We start from the raw sequence: 17,079 nt of genomic DNA, 5'->3' as shown, positions 1-17,079 counted from the left end.
CCTTATTTTCCCAAACAGAAGCTGGAGAAGATTTCATCCAACAGAGTTTCCACGTCTATTCTGCCCACCAGGGATTCAAGGGCGCGAATGGCGGTTCTCAGCTCCTCTGCCGCAATATCATACAGGTCTGGGCCTGATTCCAGAACCGAGATCGCAGTTGTAAGTGAGTCCAATGCTCTGGTGATTGCAATGCGGTGACGTTCCCGAGTTGCAATACCATGCGTAGTAGTTCGCTTACGCAGCACGCACGATATCTGGTCTACTAGCGCATCTATTCCCTGACCTGTTTTCCCTGACACACTCTTCCCCTCGATCCCCCGAAGGTCTGCTTTGGGCAAAACATGTATATCATCTTCCCGCATCTCCACCCCCAGGTCCTTCGGCGTTTCAGACAGGAAAACGCGAAGATCGGCAGCCTCCGCTCTGCTGCGCGCAAGCTCGATGCCCAGGTTTTCGACATGATCTTCGGTCTGTCGCAACCCCGCCGTATCCAGCAAGGTCACCGGTAGACCAGCCAGATCCATGCGAACTTCGATCACATCACGCGTGGTCCCGGCATATTCCGAAGTGATGGCCGCCTCACGGCCTGCCAATGCATTCAAAAGAGTGGATTTTCCCGCATTTGGAAGGCCGACGATCGCAACCTCGAACCCTGTACGTATTCGCTCGGCAATCTTGACGCCATCTGCTTCACGATGAAGGTCCGACATGACGCCTTGGATCAGCGCGCGTACTTCCGGCGTCACATCGGTTGGAACTTCTTCATCAGCAAAGTCGATGACAGCCTCCAACAGGGACGCAGCCCGTATCAGATCCCGGCGCCACCGTTCGGCCAATGTGCCCAGCTCGCCCGCCAGAATGGTCTGCGCCTGCTTACGTTGTGCTTCCGTTTCTGCATCAATTAGATCGGCCAGGCCTTCAACCTGAGTCAGGTCCATCTTGCCGTTTTCCAGTGCCCGGCGTGTGAACTCACCCGGTTCAGCGATGCGCAATCCTTCCGTATCCGACAGGCAGCGCAGCACGGCGTTGACAGAGGCGGTGCTTCCATGAATCTGAAGCTCGGCCACGTCCTCACCGGTAAAGCTAGCCGGGGCCTGGAAGGTCAAGATCAATCCGTCGTCCAAACGTGCTCCGCCATGATCGGTCAGAGTGCGCAGGACCATGCCACGCTTTGGCAGCGCACCACCCGTCAGGCGCGCCGCTGCTGAATGGGAGTCCGGACCCGAGAGGCGGATGACCGCCACCCCGGCTTTGCCCTGCGCGCTGGCCAAGGCGAATATCGTATCCATTCGAAGGCCTCGCTAGAGTTAAAGACCAGTATCAGGTGTTCATGGAATCGAAGAATTCGCTGTTTGTCTTTGTCTGCTTCAACTTGGACAGCAAGAACTCGATTGCGTCGGTCGTGCCCATCGGGTTGAGGATACGCCGCAGAACGAAGGTCTTGGCCAGGTCGCCCTTGTCGACCAGCAGGTCCTCTTTTCGGGTGCCGGATTTGAGGATGTCGATGGCCGGGAACACACGCTTGTCTGCGATCTTGCGATCCAGAACGATTTCCGAGTTACCCGTACCTTTGAATTCTTCAAAGATGACTTCGTCCATCCGGCTGCCGGTATCAATCAGTGCGGTTGCGATGATGGTCAGCGATCCGCCTTCCTCGATGTTCCGCGCCGCACCAAAGAACCGCTTGGGCCGTTGCAGGGCGTTTGCGTCCACACCACCGGTCAGAACCTTGCCCGAGGATGGGACCACGGTGTTAAAGGCCCTACCAAGTCTTGTGATCGAGTCGAGAAGAATAACAACATCTCGTTTATGTTCGACCAAACGCTTGGCTTTTTCGATCACCATTTCCGACACGGCAACGTGACGCGACGCCGGTTCATCAAAGGTCGAAGACACCACCTCGCCCTTCACAGACCGCTGCATGTCCGTCACCTCTTCGGGGCGTTCGTCGATCAGCAGCACGATCAGGTAGCATTCCGGATGGTTGCGTTCAATCGAATGCGCGATGTTTTGCAGGATCACCGTCTTACCGGTGCGCGGCGGCGCCACGATCAACGACCGCTGGCCCTTGCCGATCGGCGCGACCAGGTCGATCACGCGGGCGGACTTGTCCTTGATGGTCGGATCCTCGATCTCCATCTTCAGCCGCTCATCCGGGTAGAGCGGCGTCAGGTTGTCGAACAGGATCTTGTGCTTGGCCTTTTCCGGATCTTCGAAGTTGATCTTGGTCACCTTCGTCAGCGCGAAATAGCGCTCATTCTCATCCGGAGCCTTGATCTCGCCTTCGACGGTATCCCCTGTCCGCAATGAGTGCTGGCGGATCATCTCGGGTGAGACATAGATGTCATCCGGGCCGGGCAGATAGTTCGCCTCGGGCGAGCGCAGGAAACCGAAACCGTCCTGAAGCACTTCAAGCACGCCATCGCCACCGACGGTCCAGCCCTCATCCGCGCGTTCACGCAGAATCTGGAACATCATCTCGCCCTTGCGCATGGTCGAGGCGTTTTCGATCTCCAGTTCTTCGGCCATCGCCAGAAGGTCTTTGGGGCTTTTGGCTTTCAGATCAGCAAGATTCAGGGATTCGGTTGTCATGATATATACCTTCACCGCTCACAGCGCGGCACGAAGTGGAATTTCAGTATGGAAGATACGCCGCCCGGACGGGCGTGTTGATCCCTACATAAGCGCAGTGCGGTTCGGAGTCAAACAGGCCCTCAGAACTTCAGAACGACCGCCAGAACGATGGCAACCATCAAAACGGTCGGGACCTCGTTCATCATGCGAAACTGCCGTCCAGTGAGCTTGTTTCGCCCTTCCAGGATATCCTTGCGTCGCGCCATCAACCAGTGATGAAACCATGTCATGCCGATCACGGCGGCGCCCTTGACCCAGGGCCAGCTCCATTCCCACCCCACGATGCCCGGCGTAAACACCATGATCAAACCACAGACCCACGCTACGATCATCGCCGGGCCCATGATCACACGCAGCAGCTTTTCTTCCATTTCAAAGAAAATTTCCTGTGCGCCATCGACGGCCTGAGCTTTCTCAACGTGATAGACAAACAGCCTGGGCAGATAGAACAGGCCTGCCATCCAGGAAATCACCGCCATGATATGAAGTGACTTCACCCACGGATACAGTGTGAAAAGAAGATCGGTCATTTCGGCTCCGGGCGTTGTTCGGAACCCTCCCTAATAAAAAAATAAGAAAAGAAAAAGGATGATGGTTTTGTAGGGTGAGCAAAATCCGTGGATTACTTTTTTACACAAGCGTTTTCCCCAGGTGGACAGATCACGGAATTCTTTAGGTGATTCTGTTGGTGGATATTTTAAACATTTAAAATCAATGGTTTATTCTCATCCTTCCTTGTTTCACTTGGGGATAACTGGTAGGAGAATTCGGGATATCGAGGTTTTCCAGAGAAACTGACTTATCCTTGTCCGGACGGGATGGGATTTGAGCGACTCGGGGATCTTTGTCGCGAAATCCACGGGGTTGCGTGTCAACCGGAAACCCATACAAAGCATCCCTGAACTCTCAATGATTTGCGCACGGGGTTTTCCACATGTCTGTCCCCATTCTTCTTGCTTCCGGGTCCGCCATTCGCGCGCAGCTGCTTGAAAATGCAGGCGTACCGTTTGTGGTTCAAACCGCGCGCGTGGATGAAGAGACGGCCAAACGCGCCCTGCTGGCTGAAAACGCATCTCCACGGGACATTGCCGATACACTCGCAGAAATGAAGGCACGGAAGGTCAGCGACAAAAACCCCGGATCCATGGTTCTGGGATGTGATCAGGTTCTGGACTTTGACGGTCAGCTGATATCAAAGCCGGAAACCCCCGAACAGGCGTTGGCCCAGCTGAAAGCCATGCGAGGCAAGCGGCACATGCTTTTGTCCGCGGCCGTGATCTATCAGAATGGAGAGCCGATCTGGCGGCATGTAGGGCAGGTGCGGTTGCGGATGCGGGCCAGTTCCGACGCCTATCTGAAAGACTATGTGGCGCGAAACTGGGACAGTATCCGGCATGCCGTCGGAGCCTACAAGCTGGAGGAAGAAGGTGTCCGCCTGTTCGCCACCATTGACGGCGACTATTTTAACGTTTTGGGTATGCCCCTGTTGGAGCTGCTCAACTTTCTGGCTGTCAAAGGGGTAATCGATCAATGACGGACTATCGGGTTCCTTTGGCCGGTGTGATTGGACATCCCATTGGTCACTCACGATCCCCCAAACTGCATGGTCATTGGCTGAAGACATACGGTCTTGCCGGTCATTACATCCCGATGGATGTGGCACCCGCCGATCTGGAAGCCGTGCTGCGCACCCTGCCCAAGGCGGGTTTTGTCGGCGCCAATGTGACCGTTCCCCACAAGGAAGCCGCCTTGAAGATCGCGGATCATGCGTCTGACCGTGCGACGGTGATAGGTGCTGCGAACACTCTGGTCTTTCGTGAAGATGGCTCGATCCACGCGGATAACACTGACGGGTACGGGTTCATGGAGAATCTTCGCACCGGTGCACCGGACTGGAATGCAAAGGACGGGCCGGCTGTTGTCTTCGGGGCCGGAGGGGCCGCGCGCGCCGTGTTGCAGGCATTGTCTGACGCGGGTGTCCCGGAAATCCTGCTGACCAACCGAACCCGCGCCCGTGCGGATCATCTGAAAGAGGAATTCGGCCAACGTATCCGCGTGGTGGATTGGGTTCAGGCCGGAAATGTCATCGAAAACGCAGAGCTCGTGGTGAACACCACCTCGTTGGGCATGCAGGGTCAACCGGAATTGCGGGTTCCACTCGATGGGTTGCAGCCCGGTGCCGTGGTAACGGATCTGGTTTATGCGCCTTTGAAAACCCGCCTGTTGCAAACCGCAGAACAGGCAGGATGCACCGCAGTCGATGGGCTGGGCATGTTGTTGCACCAGGCGGTACCCGGTTTCGAACGCTGGTTCGGTGTGCGCCCCGAAGTTGATGCTGATGCGCGTGCGGCGGCCTTGGCATGAGTTTCGCGCTAGGCCTGACCGGTTCCATCGGCATGGGGAAAAGCACAACGGCGCAGATGTTCGTCGAAGAAGGCTGTGCCCTGTGGGATGCGGATGCGGCGGTGCATCGCCTGTATTCCAGGGGGGGCGCGGCCGTTGGCCCCATGGAACGACTGTTTCCGGCGGCCATACAGGACGGTGCGGTCAACCGGGAGGCACTGAAACAGATTATTGCCGCCGATCCCGCTGCGCTGAAGGCCATCGAAGCCATCGTTCACCCTCTGGTCGCTGCTGACCGCGCAGCATTTCGTGAAACCGCGACACACGACATCCTGGTGTTCGATATTCCGCTTTTGTTTGAAACGGGCGGTGACGCGGCGATGGACGCGGTGGCGTGTGTTTCGATCCCGGCCGACGAGCAAAAGCGGCGTGTCATGGAACGGGGCACAATGACCGAGGCGCAGTTTGAGCAAATCCGCGCCAAGCAGATGCCGAATGAAGAAAAATGCGCGCGGTCGGATTACGTCATCGTGACCGACTCTCTGGACCACGCCCGCGCGCAGGTGCAGGATGTGGTCAGGCAGATACGGGCGGGGATGGCAGATGCGTGAAATTGTACTCGACACCGAAACCACGGGTTTCGATCCCGAAAGCGGCGATCGGATCGTGGAAATCGGCGCGGTTGAACTGTGGAACCACGTCGCAACGGGTGAGACGTATCACGTTTACATCAACCCTGAACGTTCGATGCCGGAAGAGGCATTTGGCGTGCATGGCATCGGCCCGGACCTGTTGGAAAACCCGCGTCCGCCGGAAAAAGGCGAAGTGACGCTGAAAGACAAACCGGTTTTTGCCAAGATCGGACACGCTTTTCGCGAATTCGTCGGCGATGCGCGGCTGGTGATCCACAATGCATCTTTCGACATGAAGTTCCTGAATGCCGAACTGAAATGGATGGGTGCCCCGCTCATCCCGATGGAACAGGCGCTGGATACGCTGGCGATTGCGCGCAAACGGTTCCCCGGCTCTCCGGCTTCACTGGATGCGCTTTGCCGTCGCTTCAATATCGACAACTCGAACCGTGTTCTGCACGGCGCGTTGCTCGACTCTGAAATTCTGGCCGAGGTTTATCTTGAGCTGATCGGAGGACGACAGCCCGATTTTGGACTGTCGACATCTGCATCATCCGTGGCAGGCGGCGGCGATGATTGGCGACCGGCACCACGAGCCACGCCGCTGCCGTCTCGTATTACCGAGGATGAACGCGCGGCACATGACGCGTTCATCGAAAAACTGGGCGACAATGCCCTGTGGACCCGCCCCTGAACCCGTCAGGTACGGGCCAAAACCTCAGGCGTCTGTCTTCTGGGACTGTTCGGCCTGACGACGCATCAATTCGTTGCGATACAGGGCGACGAAATCGATATTGTCCAGATTCACCGGTGGGAAACCGCCGTCACGGGTGATGTCGCTGACGATGCGGCGCAGGAACGGGAACAGCATTCGCGGGCATTCGATCATCAGGAACGGGTGCAGCTGGTCTTCCGGCACACCTTCCACATGGAACAGGCCGCAATAGTCCAGCTCACACAGGAACAGAACGTCTTCCAAACCTTTGGCTTTGGATGTCAGGTTCAGCTTGATCGACACTTCGAACTGGTGGTCTGTCGGGCGTTTCTTGGCGTCCAGATTCACCTGAACCGCTATTTCGGGCTGTACGTCACCGGAAACACCCTTCTGGGCCATCACGTTTTCAAAGGACATGTCGCGGATGAACTGCCCCAGAACACGCATCTGAACTTGCGGGGCGGCTTTGGCCGCAGTGTTTTCTGCAGCTTTTTCTTCGGCCATGGATCTACTCCAAAAATGAAATTCGCCACTGCTTATCAAGTTGGGCGCGGCACCTCAATGCCGGTGGGGGCCTTCCACCCATTTAGACGGCTTTGACGGATCATTTTTCGGGCGGACCTCGGTAAAGTCGCCGTCTATGATGTCACCCTGATCGAACGGATTTTCCCGTGACCGAAAACCGGGGCCCTGACCCATCTGAAACTGGGTAACGGTGACTTTCGATCTGAGGTACCTGAAAACCGCAACCCGTACGCCCGGAACAAGCAACGCAAATCCAATGGCATCAGTGAAAAATCCCGGTGTAAGCAACAAAGCACCCGACAACAGGATCATCGCACCATGCGCCAGCGGCTCGGTCGGGTCGGCCAGTTCGGCAAACGACCGTTGCAGGTTTCCCAACGCCATGCGACCTTGTGTCCGCACCAAAACAGTGCCCAAAACCGCCGTCAGTACTACGATGGCAAGGGTTGGCCACAAGCCGATCAACCCGCCAACCTGAATAAACAGCGCAATCTCGATGATGGGCACCAACAAAAATGCCAAGAACAGATACATTTGCGTTATCCTTTCCCTTAGGCCGGGCTGTGGACTTGCCACCTACGGTCACCTACATAGTGGCATGAGGCCGCGTATACAAAGCCGCGGTTCTGAAAAGAGGATGAAATGAACGAACCCATGATCCAGTTGCTGGTCCTGGCCGGAATTGCCGTTTTCCTGATCCTGCGCCTCAAGAGCGTGTTGGGCACGCGTGAAGGTTTTGAAAAACCGCCTGTGCAGCAGCAGCCCGAAGCGCATAAGTCGCGCCGCGATTTCGAAGTGATCGAAGGCGGCCCGGATCATGACATCACAGACCATGTCCCGGAAGACAGCGAGCTGGCACAGACGCTGGCGGCGATGAAACGGGTTGAACCCAGTTTTTCCGTCACCGAGTTTGTTCAGGGTGCGCGCGGTGCCTATGAAATGATCCTGATGGGGTATGAAAAGGGAAACCTGGACGAGATCCAACCGTTCCTGTCGGAAGAAGTTTTTGAATCCTTCGTTGCGGGCGTCGCCGCACGAGAAGATCAGGGCCTGACGATCGAGGCCGAGTTTATCGGTGTCCGAGAGACGACCCTGACGGATGTGAAGTTCGACAAGGATACCAATCAGGCCGAAATCACCATGAAATTCGTGGGTGAACTGACATCGGTCGTGCGGGATCGCGGTGGCGATATCGTCGAAGGCAGCCCCAATACCGTGAAACGCCAAAAGGACAGCTGGACCTTTGCCCGTGTGATGGGCAAGGACGATCCGAACTGGCTGCTTGTTGCCACGGACGCATGATTGCCACGCTCCGGTCGCTTTTACTGGTGGGTGCAATGACCGCTGCCAGCGCTGCCGGAGCCGAGGCAACGCGATCCATTCTGTCGTTCGATGATCTGCATGGCTGGGCCGAGGATGACCACGGTGCAGCCCTTTCGGTTTTTCTGAACACCTGCGGTGATCTGAAAGATCCCGATTGGCGGGCCCTGTGCGGTGTGGCAAGAACCTACGATGCCGAAGCGGCACGGTCGTTCTTTGAGCTCTTTTTTCGCCCTGTTCTGGTCGAGGATGGTGAGGATGCCCTGTTCACGGGGTATTTCGAACCCGAACTTGATGGTGCGCGTACCCGGACGGATCGTTTCAGGTACCCCATCTACAAAATGCCGCCCGAGGCCCGCGCTGAGGGGGCCTGGCTGAGCCGGCGAGAAATCCTGACCAGTGATGTCATGCAGGGCCGCGGGCTTGAGATTGCCTGGGTCGATGACCCCGTAGAGTTGTTTTTCTTGCAAATCCAGGGTTCGGGTCGTGTTCGATTGCCGGATGGGGGGGCTTTGCGCGTCGGGTATGGTGGTGCGAACGGGCATCCCTACAGGTCAATTGGCGTGGAACTGGTGCGGCGCGGTGTTCTTGGCGCGCATGAGGTCAGCGCGCAGATGATCCGCGCCTGGGTGCGCAAGAACCCCGAGGCCGGTGCGGAATTGCTGCTCCACAACCCCTCATACGTGTTTTTCCGCGAAGTTTCGCGTGTCGCGCCCGAGCTTGGACCGCTGGGTGCCATGAACCGATCCATAACGACCATGCGCAGCATCGCGGTCGATCCGGCCTATACCCCGCTGGGTGCGCCGGTTTGGGTGGAAAAGGACGGCAAGGAATCGATCCGCCGCCTGATGATCGCGCAGGATACAGGTGCGGCCATCAAAGGCGCGCAACGGGCTGATATCTTTTTCGGAACGGGGGACGAAGCCGGTCAGGCCGCGGGCAAACTGAAGGATCCGGGCCGGATGGTGCTGTTGCTGCCCATCCAGCGTGCCTATGCCCTGCTGCCGGATGAATTCTGATGACCCGGCGCAAACTGACAAACGAAGAGATCGAGCTGTGGCGCAAGGTCGCCAAACAGGCCGAGAGGCTGCACCCGGAAATCCCGCAGACGGTCCATCCGACCTCTTTGCCGAAACCCAAGCCCAAGAAAACCCCGAAACCGCGTTTTCAGGCATTCGAACTTGGACAGACCTTTCAGTCGAAACCGAAACCGAATGATCTGAAACCTTCGGTGACGGATGCGCTGCGCAATGCACCGGTTCAGATGGACAACAAGGCCTTTGGCCGGATGAAGCGCGGCAAGCTGAAACCCGAAGGCAAGCTGGATCTGCACGGTATGCGGGTCGCTTCGGCCCATCCGGCGCTGATCCGATTTATCCTGAGCGCGCAGGCACAGGGAAAGCGTCTGGTTTTGGTCGTGACCGGCAAAGGCAAGGATCGGGACGAGCCCGGTCCGATTCCGACGCCGCGCGGTGTTCTGCGAAATCAGGTTCCTCACTGGTTGTCGATCCCACCGCTGGCGCAGGCGGTGTTGCAGGTCACGCCGGCTCATATAAGCCACGGCGGAGACGGGGCGTATTACGTATATCTCAGGCGCGCGCGCTAAAGGTCGCGGCGGGCGCGGGAAATACCGACCCAAACCAAGGCGCATACCAGCACGAAAAACAGGCCTATCCAGAAAAACTGAATGCTCAGCGAGAAACCAAGGTCAATCAGAACGCCGGTCAGACCGGGGCCGATGGCTGACCCCAGTACCATGACAGCCGCAGCCAACGCCTTTATGGCGCCGATATGCCGGGTCCCATAGAATTCTGCCCAGAACGCGCTGGGCAAAGTGCTGTTTGCTCCGACCGTCAGGCCAAGAAACACCAACCCAACCGTCGCGCCGCTGATTGATTCAGTCATGCCCAAAACCATGAACCCAACCGCCATCGGAAGTTGATAGTATGGCATGATGCGCGCAGTGCCCCATTTGTCCAATGCCCAGCCCGCAGCAAACATCGACAGCAGCGATACTCCGGTAAAGATCGGGAACAAAGCGACCAGTTGAATATGCTGCCAGCCTTTGACCTCAGCGAAATAGACCTGATGGAAGAAAAACGCGGTAATGAATGCCGATGGCGCAAGCACGGCGGGCACCATGAACCAGAACAAGGGGTCAAACAGCGCGTCGCGACGGCTCCAATGGCGACCCTGCATCCCAATGGCAGAGGATTTGCTGGCAAGGCTTTGCGGTGTTCGTTCCTCGCGCAACAGTCGCATCAACACGGGAATTCCCAAGGCGGTCATCCCCGCCGCGACGACCCACAGCCAACGCCAGTCCATGTAAACCATGGCCGCAACAAAGATCAGGGGCAGCAAGGCCTCACCGATGGCATAGCCGATGGATGCAATGGAAAGCGCCTTGCCCCGCGTGACCGTGAACCACCGCGCCATGGCGACCGCGGCCAGATGCGTGCTCATCCCCTGACCGAGAAGGCGCAGCAGAAAAATCACCACCGGCAACAGTAGCAGCCAGGTATTCAGCGCCATGGCAAGGGCGGCCAGGGTCAACCCGGTCAGAACCACCGGACCCAGCACCCGGACGCGAAAGATGTCCGTTAGCCCTCCGGCCCAGATCATCACGATGGCCGACAGGGTTGTGCCCAATGTGTACAGCCCACCCCATGCACCGTGGCCGAGACCGAATTCCGCGCGGATCTCACCGGCAAAGATCGAGATGAAGAAGGTCTGCCCGAAGCTGGACAAAAACGTCAGAAGAACGCCGGCGCCAAGCCAGGTGGCATTGTCCAGAAGATACTGACGCAGCTTGAACCGCGTCACGGAGAGCTGACCTGTGCCTGCCCGGTTTCCGTCAGAACAATTTCAGTAGCACCATCTGGATTGCGTTCGGTAGGTGGCACCAGAATATCGATGGCCGGTCGGTCTTCCCGCCCGAAGGTATTGTTGACACGCCGCAACGAGTTGAGGATCGACAACAAAGCCGGGGAGGTCGCGGCAACGAAATGAGAGGATGCCGCGTCGCTGTTGAAAGCGGTCGTGTCGATCACACTGATCGGAAATTCCTTGAGCGAGTCGATCGAACTGATGTTCCCCAATCGCTGGCCCTCATCAGTGCCACGCAAGCGGCCCGAGATGTTCAGTATCTTGTCCTTTTGGGACACCATTACGATGAACGGATCGGGTGGGTTGTCGATACGTTTCATCTGCGAGCGAAACAGATCGAGATCCAGATCGGGCGAGATTAGCACGACCCCATCGATGTTTCGGTTGGCCCAGCCGGGTTCTTGCAGTTCGGTTTGTCGCATCATTTCCATCGCCAACGCACCGCCCATGGAATGCGCGACCAGAATAACGCGTTTGACACCCATGGCTTTCAACTCGCGGATGGTCTGTTCCAACCCGTCGCGGGCGAACAGCATACTGTCCAGATCATAGGCGTATCCATATCCCGTCGCACGGCTTGGCCACGAATACACCAGCGTTGATCCAGGGAGGCCGATGTCATGTGTCAGCTGCGCCGCGCGGAAGATCGTTTCGGTCTGGGTCGAATTGTAGCCGTGCACGAAGATCGTGACGTCATCCTGTCCTCGCAGGTGCTTGCGCAGCCCCTGCGGTCCATCCAACTCGGTCACATCAGCCAGAACGAACTCTTTCTGTGGATTCGGATTCGCGTAGGAGAAGCGGAGCGTACCCGGCGTATGCGTCGGTGGAATCGAAACAGTCGTTTCCAGAAACTTGAGCGTTTCACCGCGTCGGAATCCATAAGATCCGTCAGCCTCACGCGCGCGGGTCGTGCTTGCGAAGATGGTTTCGGGTGTGCCGACATTCATGGCACTTGGCACGACCTCGGACACCGTCCGGTCAACACAGGCGCCCAGCGAAAGAGATACGAGCAGAATGATGAAATAGCGCAGCACGGGCCAACCCTCTGGGTGAATTGTGGACACGCTATCCTATTCTTGCCTAACGTCCAGCATGGCAAGTCGAGAACAACGGCAAAAAACGGCTGGCCGTGTTACAGAACGTAACGGCTGAGATCAGAGGACTTGGTCAATTCTCCAAGATTGTCACTGACGAATTGTGCGTCAACGGTGATTTTCGTACCGGCCTTGTCCGGTGCAGCGAAGGACAGTTCTTCGAAAACCCGTTCCATGACCGTATAGAGCCGCCGCGCGCCGATGTTTTCGATGCTCTGATTCACGTCAGCCGCGATCTTCGCCAATGCCGCGATGCCGTCCTCGGTAAAGCTGACGGTCACGTCCTCGGTGCCCATCAACGCCGTGTATTGCAATGTCAGGGCATTGTCGGTTTCGGTCAGGATGCGCACGAAGTCTTCTTCGGTCAGAGCGCGCAGTTCGACACGGATCGGCAGGCGCCCCTGCAATTCCGGCAACAGATCCGACGGTTTGGCGATGTGAAACGCACCCGAGGCGATGAACAGGATATGGTCCGTTTTGACCGGACCGTGCTTGGTGCTGACTGTGGTTCCCTCGATCAAGGGCAGAAGGTCGCGTTGCACCCCTTCCCGGCTGACATCGCCGCCGCGTGCATCGGAACGGGCGCAGACCTTGTCGATCTCATCCAGAAATACGATGCCGTTCTGTTCGACGGATTCCAGCGCGGTGCGGGTGACGGTTTCGTCATCCAGCAGCTTGTCGGCTTCTTCCCCGATCAGCAAATCATAGCTTTCGGCGACGGTCAGGCGTTTCTTGACGGTGCGTCCGCCAAAGGCCTTGCCGAAAATGTCGCCCAGATTCATCATGCCCATCTGACCGCCCGGCTGCCCCGGAATGTCAAACATCGGCATCGGGTTCGAGGTGTCGGACAGTTCCAGCTCGATCACCGTGTCGTCCAATTCACCGGCTTTCAGCTTTTTGCGGAACATCTCGCGCGTGCCTTCGCGCGCATCCGCGCCAGCAATGGCTTCGATCACGCGGTCTTCGGCGGCCTGATGCGCCTTGGCCTTGACGTCTTCGCGCATGAATTCGCGGGTTTGCAGGATGGCCGCGTCTGCCAGATCGCGCACGATCTGTTCCACATCGCGACCGACATATCCAACCTCGGTGAACTTGGTGGCCTCGACCTTGATAAACGGCGCGCGGGCCAGTTTCGCCAGACGGCGGCTGATTTCGGTCTTGCCGACACCGGTGGGTCCGATCATCAGGATGTTCTTGGGATAGACCTCTTCCCGGATGTCGTCCGGCAATTGCTTGCGGCGCCAGCGATTGCGCAGGGCCACGGCCACGGCACGCTTGGCATCCTTCTGCCCGATGATGAAGCGATCCAGTTCCGAGACGATCTCGCGCGGGGTCAGGTCGGTCAAAGGGCGGTCCTTTCGGTCGGCATTTGTGTCATGCGGCTTAGGTAATCACGGTACGGGCGAAAACAACCAAGCCTGTATTCATGGCCGTGTTGGTTAGCAATGCAGGCTCAGGTTTGCAAATGCTTTGCTTGGGGAATGCGGGATCCGTCTGCTACGGTGTATCGAGGGTTTGAAGGCCAGGAGCGTAAGACATGACGAATATTGCCAAGATTACCCTTCTGTTTGTGGTGTTCGTGGATCTGATCGGACAGGGGCTGGTCTTTCCCATCATCAACTCGCTGATCATGGAAACGAAATCCGGGTTTCTGCCCGAAAACACGCCCGAGGGGCGCAGGCATTTCTATTATGGCCTCGTGATCGGGTGCTTTTTCCTGTCGTGGTTTCTGGGCGTTGTCTATGTTTCGAAAGTATCGGATTCGATCGGGCGCAAGAACGCTTTGCTGGTGTGCCTGGGTGGTGCTCTGGCCGGCTATGCCCTGACGATTGCCGCGCTTTACCTCAACAGCCTTCTTCTGCTGATCGTCGGGCGTTCGATTACCGGGTTTACTGCGGGCAACCAACCCATTGCGCAAGCAGCGATGATCGACGGCAGCACCGACGCGACTGACCGGGACCGGAACATGGGCTATATAGTGACGGGCGTCAGCTTTGGCCTGGTGGGCGGGCCGATCATCGGCGCGGTCCTGTCAGACGCCGCCCTGCTGGGCGGCTTCGCCACGCTGAGAACGCCGTTTTACGGCGCTTTTGTCCTTGTGCTGATTGCTATCTTTCTGGTCCTGTTTTTCTTCCAGGATACCCGAACCGATCGCGCGCCCTTTGTGTTCCGTCCCCGTGACATAACAGACAGCCTGGCAGCAGTGCGTGGTCACCCGATCGTGTTGAAGATCCTGCCGGTCTATTCGTTCTTCATGATCGCCAACGTCACCTTCTACGTGTTTGTCGACAATTTCCTGACAAGTGCCTTCGGATACGGAGTCATCGGTGGCAGTATGGCGATGGTCGTCATCGGCGTCGCACTGGCCTTTTCCAGCACGTTTCTGGTGAAACCCGCGCAGGAGAAGTTCAGCAAATATGCGATTATCTACACGTCACTCATCGTCATGGTGATCTGCGGATTCGCATTCGCCTTCAGCCCAAGTGGCATGTTCAGTTACGTGCCGGTCTTTTTCTTCTACTTCCTGTTCGGAATCGCCTACCCCACCATGCTTGGGCTTTTCTCTTCCAGCGTCAGTGAGGCGGATCAGGGCTGGGTCATGGGCGTGACAACCGCGGTGTTCTGTCTTGCGGGCGGGATCATGTCGCTGATAGGGGGCGGATTGATGAGCATCGATATCCGCGTGCCCTACTATGTCGTGATCATCGCAGCGATCATTGGCCTGATCGGCATGCATCGCCGCTGGAAAGGCAAGGAAATCTCGGCGCTGCTAGCCTGAGATCGTCTCAACCGTCAGTTTGCCGTTGGTATAGACGCAGATATCGGCCGCGATGGCCATTGCCTGACGCGCGACCTCTTCCGCCGACTTGTCGCTGTCCATCATCGCGCGCGCGGCGGCCAGTGCAAAATTGCCCCCGGATCCGATGGCGGCCACGTTGTGTTCAGGTTCCAGCACGTCACCGGCGCCGGTGATCACGAAAAGATCTTTACCGTCCGTGACGATCAGCATTGCTTCAAGCTTTTGCAGGTACTTGTCAGTGCGCCAGTCCTTCGCCAATTCCACCGAAGCGCGGGCAAGCTGGCCTGGTGTTGCCTCAAGCTTGGCCTCCAGCCGCTCCAGCAACGTGAAGGCATCGGCCGTCGACCCGGCAAAGCCGGCGACAACTTCGGACCCTCCGGGGGACAGGCGGCGCACTTTGCGCGCCGTGCCCTTGATCACGGTCTGACCCAGGCTGACCTGCCCATCACCGGCTATGACGATCTGACCGCCCTTCTTGACGCCAATGATCGTCGTGCCGTGCCAACCGGGAAAGTCGTTGTCTGCCATGATCGTCTCCGTTTTCGCTGGCGGTATATATGGGCCGGGTCGCAGGTTGGCGCAACCCGTTCTTCAATTGCCCAAAAGATATGCAAAAAACGCATTCCGGGGTTACCGGACCAGCAATTGTGAGTCCGGGCATGCGGGACTACATGGGGCTCACAACCGACAACGGGTCGGCTGTTTCTTCACAAAGGACCGCGCACATGGCAACCACAGCTAACATTCATGCGCCGCTCGGAGCAGCTACCATCCTGCACGTAGTGGACGCGTTCATCAATGTCGTCAACACCGTTGTCGAATGGAAAGATTCCCGCAAAACCCGCAAACTCCTGTCGGAACTCAGCGACGCTCAGTTGGACGATATCGGCCTGAGCCGCGCAGACATCGCCGATCTCTGATGTTCCCACAGATCACCAATTGAAGACAGCCGCACGGTTTCCCGAGCGGCTTTTTCTTTGTTCAGCCTTGAACGTATTTTCCGGCAAGATCAGGCAGAAATGCCTCGATCGCCGCAGTTGCAACCACGTGCCGCGTTCCCGCTTCTTCATCGACAACGTCAAGCCCACCTTTGACTGCGCGAACCTCGGCCCTGCCCCGCGGCAGATCAGAGGCAACTAGATCGCAATCCACCTGTTCAGGGTCCTGCACGCCGATCGTGACGCTGACGCGCATTTCGAAATGGTCGATCCCCAGTTTCGAAAACAACGTGATGGATGAATGGTGCAAGGCATCCTGCACCGCGCGGCGGGCCGCCTTGGTATAGTCCCGGCCGTACAGGTCGTTGCCTGTTCCCATCTCCAGAATGATGCGTTTTTCACTCATTGTGCGGGCTCCATGTCGAAGGAAACGATCAGGGCGGCGTTGGCAATGACCGTGTGCCCGTCACTGTGGGGCTTTGCGATGTCCAAGCCCCCTTTGGTGACAGTGATGTTGGGATGACCATAGGGAAAGACAGCTTTCAGCGCGTCGATGTCCACCTGATCTGGTTGCTGAACCCCGATTTCGGCATCAATGATCATCGCCTCTTTCGGGAAGCCGAACAGCTCCGCCATGTTGACCGAGTTGTGCCAAAGCGCATCCTTGATAGCCCGCAGTGACGCCTGGGTATAGTCCATCCGGCGCAGGGACGTGCCCATCCCGAACTCCACAAGGACCCGCGTTTTTGCCATTGGTGTCTCCGATGTCTTCAAAAAAAAGGCGCCCCGATCTGAGGCGCCTTCGAGACAATCTGTTAGGACCAGATCAGATGGATTCGTCAATCCAGCTTTGCAGGGCGGCTTTGGGGGCCGCGCCGGCGCGGTTGGAAACAACCTGACCGTCCTTGAAGATGAACAGTGCCGGAATGCCGCGAACGCCCATCGCGGCCGCCGCGTTCGGGTTGCTGTCCACATCGACCTTGGCGATCTTTACCTTGTCGCCATACTCGGCTGCCAGTTCTTCCAGCGCGGGGCCGATTTGCTTGCAGGGGCCGCACCATTCGGCCCAGAAATCCACGACCACGGGAACGGTCGAATTCTTGACTTCGGCGTCAAAGGTGTCGTCGGTTACGGCTACGGTCGACATATTCTGTCTCCTGAATGGGGTAAACTTGGGAACAGAACGTAGGTG

General features: G+C 57.6%; 21 protein-coding genes. 9 read left to right on the top strand and 12 right to left on the bottom strand.

What is annotated here, in order from left to right; all coding sequences use genetic code 11:
• Positions 1-2: 2 nt before the first annotated feature.
• The 3 genes from mnmE to NOR97_RS15390 all read right to left on the bottom strand — a co-directional run bounded on the left by mnmE (position 3) and on the right by NOR97_RS15390 (position 3,164).
• Positions 3-1,289 carry a tRNA uridine-5-carboxymethylaminomethyl(34) synthesis GTPase MnmE gene (gene mnmE / locus NOR97_RS15400; RefSeq protein WP_257599686.1) on the bottom strand — a complete coding sequence of 429 codons (1,287 nt, stop codon included), beginning with the start codon at positions 1,287-1,289 and terminating at the stop codon, positions 3-5.
• A 31-nt stretch (positions 1,290-1,320) separates the two neighbouring features.
• Positions 1,321-2,592, bottom strand: coding sequence for a transcription termination factor Rho (rho, locus tag NOR97_RS15395; RefSeq protein WP_170345848.1), 1,272 nt, complete (start codon positions 2,590-2,592; stop codon positions 1,321-1,323).
• A 122-nt stretch (positions 2,593-2,714) separates the two neighbouring features.
• The gene (locus tag NOR97_RS15390) at positions 2,715-3,164 is read right to left on the bottom strand and encodes a CopD family protein (protein WP_257599685.1); all 450 of its coding nucleotides are present in this window, start codon (positions 3,162-3,164) and stop codon (positions 2,715-2,717) included.
• Positions 3,165-3,568: 404 nt separating this feature from the next.
• Between NOR97_RS15390 and NOR97_RS15385 the strand changes: the two genes are divergently transcribed.
• Genes NOR97_RS15385 through dnaQ form a run of 4 tightly spaced genes read left to right on the top strand, consistent with a single transcriptional unit; the run spans position 3,569 to position 6,303 of the window.
• Entirely contained in the window at positions 3,569-4,168 is a 600-nt protein-coding gene (locus NOR97_RS15385; RefSeq protein ID WP_257599684.1) for a nucleoside triphosphate pyrophosphatase, read from the top strand.
• Complete coding sequence (locus NOR97_RS15380; protein WP_171330670.1) at positions 4,165-4,998, top strand: shikimate dehydrogenase; 834 nt, start codon at positions 4,165-4,167, stop codon at positions 4,996-4,998. Before NOR97_RS15385 ends, NOR97_RS15380 begins: the two co-directional genes overlap by 4 nt.
• Entirely contained in the window at positions 4,995-5,588 is a 594-nt protein-coding gene (coaE, locus tag NOR97_RS15375) for a dephospho-CoA kinase (protein ID WP_257599683.1), read from the top strand. The genes NOR97_RS15380 and coaE overlap by 4 nt, the downstream gene beginning before the upstream one ends.
• On the top strand, positions 5,581-6,303 hold the full coding sequence (dnaQ, locus tag NOR97_RS15370; protein WP_170345857.1) for a DNA polymerase III subunit epsilon: 723 nt from the start codon (positions 5,581-5,583) through the stop codon (positions 6,301-6,303). The genes coaE and dnaQ overlap by 8 nt, the downstream gene beginning before the upstream one ends.
• A 24-nt stretch (positions 6,304-6,327) precedes the next feature.
• Here dnaQ and secB read toward each other — a convergent pair whose 3' ends face one another.
• Both secB and NOR97_RS15360 read right to left on the bottom strand, forming a co-directional pair.
• Positions 6,328-6,828: a protein-export chaperone SecB gene (gene secB, locus NOR97_RS15365; protein ID WP_171230153.1), complete on the bottom strand. Its 501-nt coding sequence runs from the start codon at positions 6,826-6,828 to the stop codon at positions 6,328-6,330.
• A 54-nt stretch (positions 6,829-6,882) separates the two neighbouring features.
• On the bottom strand, positions 6,883-7,383 hold the full coding sequence (locus NOR97_RS15360) for an FxsA family protein (protein WP_257599682.1): 501 nt from the start codon (positions 7,381-7,383) through the stop codon (positions 6,883-6,885).
• Positions 7,384-7,491: 108 nt separating this feature from the next.
• On the opposite strand from NOR97_RS15360, the gene NOR97_RS15355 reads away from it, so the two are divergent.
• Genes NOR97_RS15355 through NOR97_RS15345 form a run of 3 tightly spaced genes read left to right on the top strand, consistent with a single transcriptional unit; the run spans position 7,492 to position 9,775 of the window.
• Positions 7,492-8,151, top strand: a complete 660-nt coding sequence (locus NOR97_RS15355) for a Tim44/TimA family putative adaptor protein (RefSeq protein ID WP_170345861.1) — start codon at positions 7,492-7,494, stop codon at positions 8,149-8,151.
• A complete protein-coding gene (locus tag NOR97_RS15350) occupies positions 8,148-9,188 on the top strand; it encodes a murein transglycosylase A (protein WP_257599681.1) in 1,041 nt (346 codons plus the stop codon). Before NOR97_RS15355 ends, NOR97_RS15350 begins: the two co-directional genes overlap by 4 nt.
• Positions 9,188-9,775 (top strand): Smr/MutS family protein, encoded by a 588-nt coding sequence (locus NOR97_RS15345; protein ID WP_170345865.1) that lies wholly within the window; start codon positions 9,188-9,190, stop codon positions 9,773-9,775. The genes NOR97_RS15350 and NOR97_RS15345 overlap by 1 nt, the downstream gene beginning before the upstream one ends.
• Here the strand turns inward: NOR97_RS15345 and NOR97_RS15340 are convergent.
• From NOR97_RS15340 to hslU, 3 genes are all read right to left on the bottom strand, one after another.
• Positions 9,772-10,992 carry an MFS transporter gene (locus NOR97_RS15340; protein WP_257599680.1) on the bottom strand — a complete coding sequence of 407 codons (1,221 nt, stop codon included), beginning with the start codon at positions 10,990-10,992 and terminating at the stop codon, positions 9,772-9,774. The genes NOR97_RS15345 and NOR97_RS15340 overlap by 4 nt on opposite strands.
• Entirely contained in the window at positions 10,989-12,119 is a 1,131-nt protein-coding gene (locus NOR97_RS15335; RefSeq protein WP_306977778.1) for an alpha/beta hydrolase, read from the bottom strand. Before NOR97_RS15335 ends, NOR97_RS15340 begins: the two co-directional genes overlap by 4 nt.
• Positions 12,120-12,187: 68 nt before the next feature.
• Entirely contained in the window at positions 12,188-13,495 is a 1,308-nt protein-coding gene (gene hslU / locus NOR97_RS15330) for an ATP-dependent protease ATPase subunit HslU (RefSeq protein ID WP_257599679.1), read from the bottom strand.
• A 191-nt stretch (positions 13,496-13,686) separates the two neighbouring features.
• On the opposite strand from hslU, the gene NOR97_RS15325 reads away from it, so the two are divergent.
• Positions 13,687-14,928, top strand: a complete 1,242-nt coding sequence (locus NOR97_RS15325; RefSeq protein WP_170345871.1) for an MFS transporter — start codon at positions 13,687-13,689, stop codon at positions 14,926-14,928.
• Here the strand turns inward: NOR97_RS15325 and hslV are convergent.
• Positions 14,920-15,477 carry an ATP-dependent protease subunit HslV gene (gene hslV, locus NOR97_RS15320; protein ID WP_257599678.1) on the bottom strand — a complete coding sequence of 186 codons (558 nt, stop codon included), beginning with the start codon at positions 15,475-15,477 and terminating at the stop codon, positions 14,920-14,922. The genes NOR97_RS15325 and hslV overlap by 9 nt on opposite strands.
• Positions 15,478-15,674: 197 nt before the next feature.
• On the opposite strand from hslV, the gene NOR97_RS15315 reads away from it, so the two are divergent.
• On the top strand, positions 15,675-15,869 hold the full coding sequence (locus NOR97_RS15315) for a DUF1127 domain-containing protein (protein ID WP_257599677.1): 195 nt from the start codon (positions 15,675-15,677) through the stop codon (positions 15,867-15,869).
• A gap of 61 nt (positions 15,870-15,930) precedes the next feature.
• On the opposite strand, the gene NOR97_RS15310 is transcribed toward NOR97_RS15315, so the two are convergent.
• The 3 genes from NOR97_RS15310 to trxA form a co-directional block, all read right to left on the bottom strand.
• Positions 15,931-16,293, bottom strand: a complete 363-nt coding sequence (locus tag NOR97_RS15310; RefSeq protein WP_257599676.1) for a Lin0512 family protein — start codon at positions 16,291-16,293, stop codon at positions 15,931-15,933.
• Positions 16,290-16,640 (bottom strand): Lin0512 family protein, encoded by a 351-nt coding sequence (locus tag NOR97_RS15305; RefSeq protein WP_257599675.1) that lies wholly within the window; start codon positions 16,638-16,640, stop codon positions 16,290-16,292. Before NOR97_RS15305 ends, NOR97_RS15310 begins: the two co-directional genes overlap by 4 nt.
• A 73-nt stretch (positions 16,641-16,713) precedes the next feature.
• Positions 16,714-17,034, bottom strand: a complete 321-nt coding sequence (gene trxA, locus NOR97_RS15300) for a thioredoxin (RefSeq protein WP_050604667.1) — start codon at positions 17,032-17,034, stop codon at positions 16,714-16,716.
• Between the last annotated feature and the right edge of the window lie 45 nt (positions 17,035-17,079).

The sequence above is a fragment of the Ruegeria sp. YS9 genome (assembly GCF_024628725.1).
GTDB lineage: Bacteria > Pseudomonadota > Alphaproteobacteria > Rhodobacterales > Rhodobacteraceae > Ruegeria > Ruegeria atlantica_C.
Note: the sequence above shows the minus strand (reverse complement) of the source record. Positions and strands in the feature narration are given on the sequence as shown.

What these genes read in the sequence shown, in the direction of transcription:
- mnmE (WP_257599686.1), bottom strand. Translation starts at nt 1,289, where the DNA reads ATGGATACGATATTCGCCTTGGCCAGCGCGCAGGGCAAAGCCGGGGTG.
- rho (WP_170345848.1), bottom strand. Translation starts at nt 2,592, where the DNA reads ATGACAACCGAATCCCTGAATCTTGCTGATCTGAAAGCCAAAAGCCCC.
- NOR97_RS15390 (WP_257599685.1), bottom strand. Translation starts at nt 3,164, where the DNA reads ATGACCGATCTTCTTTTCACACTGTATCCGTGGGTGAAGTCACTTCAT.
- NOR97_RS15385 (WP_257599684.1), top strand. Translation starts at nt 3,569, where the DNA reads ATGTCTGTCCCCATTCTTCTTGCTTCCGGGTCCGCCATTCGCGCGCAG.
- NOR97_RS15380 (WP_171330670.1), top strand. Translation starts at nt 4,165, where the DNA reads ATGACGGACTATCGGGTTCCTTTGGCCGGTGTGATTGGACATCCCATT.
- coaE (WP_257599683.1), top strand. Translation starts at nt 4,995, where the DNA reads ATGAGTTTCGCGCTAGGCCTGACCGGTTCCATCGGCATGGGGAAAAGC.
- dnaQ (WP_170345857.1), top strand. Translation starts at nt 5,581, where the DNA reads ATGCGTGAAATTGTACTCGACACCGAAACCACGGGTTTCGATCCCGAA.
- secB (WP_171230153.1), bottom strand. Translation starts at nt 6,828, where the DNA reads ATGGCCGAAGAAAAAGCTGCAGAAAACACTGCGGCCAAAGCCGCCCCG.
- NOR97_RS15360 (WP_257599682.1), bottom strand. Translation starts at nt 7,383, where the DNA reads ATGTATCTGTTCTTGGCATTTTTGTTGGTGCCCATCATCGAGATTGCG.
- NOR97_RS15355 (WP_170345861.1), top strand. Translation starts at nt 7,492, where the DNA reads ATGAACGAACCCATGATCCAGTTGCTGGTCCTGGCCGGAATTGCCGTT.
- NOR97_RS15350 (WP_257599681.1), top strand. Translation starts at nt 8,148, where the DNA reads ATGATTGCCACGCTCCGGTCGCTTTTACTGGTGGGTGCAATGACCGCT.
- NOR97_RS15345 (WP_170345865.1), top strand. Translation starts at nt 9,188, where the DNA reads ATGACCCGGCGCAAACTGACAAACGAAGAGATCGAGCTGTGGCGCAAG.
- NOR97_RS15325 (WP_170345871.1), top strand. Translation starts at nt 13,687, where the DNA reads ATGACGAATATTGCCAAGATTACCCTTCTGTTTGTGGTGTTCGTGGAT.
- hslV (WP_257599678.1), bottom strand. Translation starts at nt 15,477, where the DNA reads ATGGCAGACAACGACTTTCCCGGTTGGCACGGCACGACGATCATTGGC.
- NOR97_RS15315 (WP_257599677.1), top strand. Translation starts at nt 15,675, where the DNA reads ATGGCAACCACAGCTAACATTCATGCGCCGCTCGGAGCAGCTACCATC.
- NOR97_RS15310 (WP_257599676.1), bottom strand. Translation starts at nt 16,293, where the DNA reads ATGAGTGAAAAACGCATCATTCTGGAGATGGGAACAGGCAACGACCTG.
- NOR97_RS15305 (WP_257599675.1), bottom strand. Translation starts at nt 16,640, where the DNA reads ATGGCAAAAACGCGGGTCCTTGTGGAGTTCGGGATGGGCACGTCCCTG.
- trxA (WP_050604667.1), bottom strand. Translation starts at nt 17,034, where the DNA reads ATGTCGACCGTAGCCGTAACCGACGACACCTTTGACGCCGAAGTCAAG.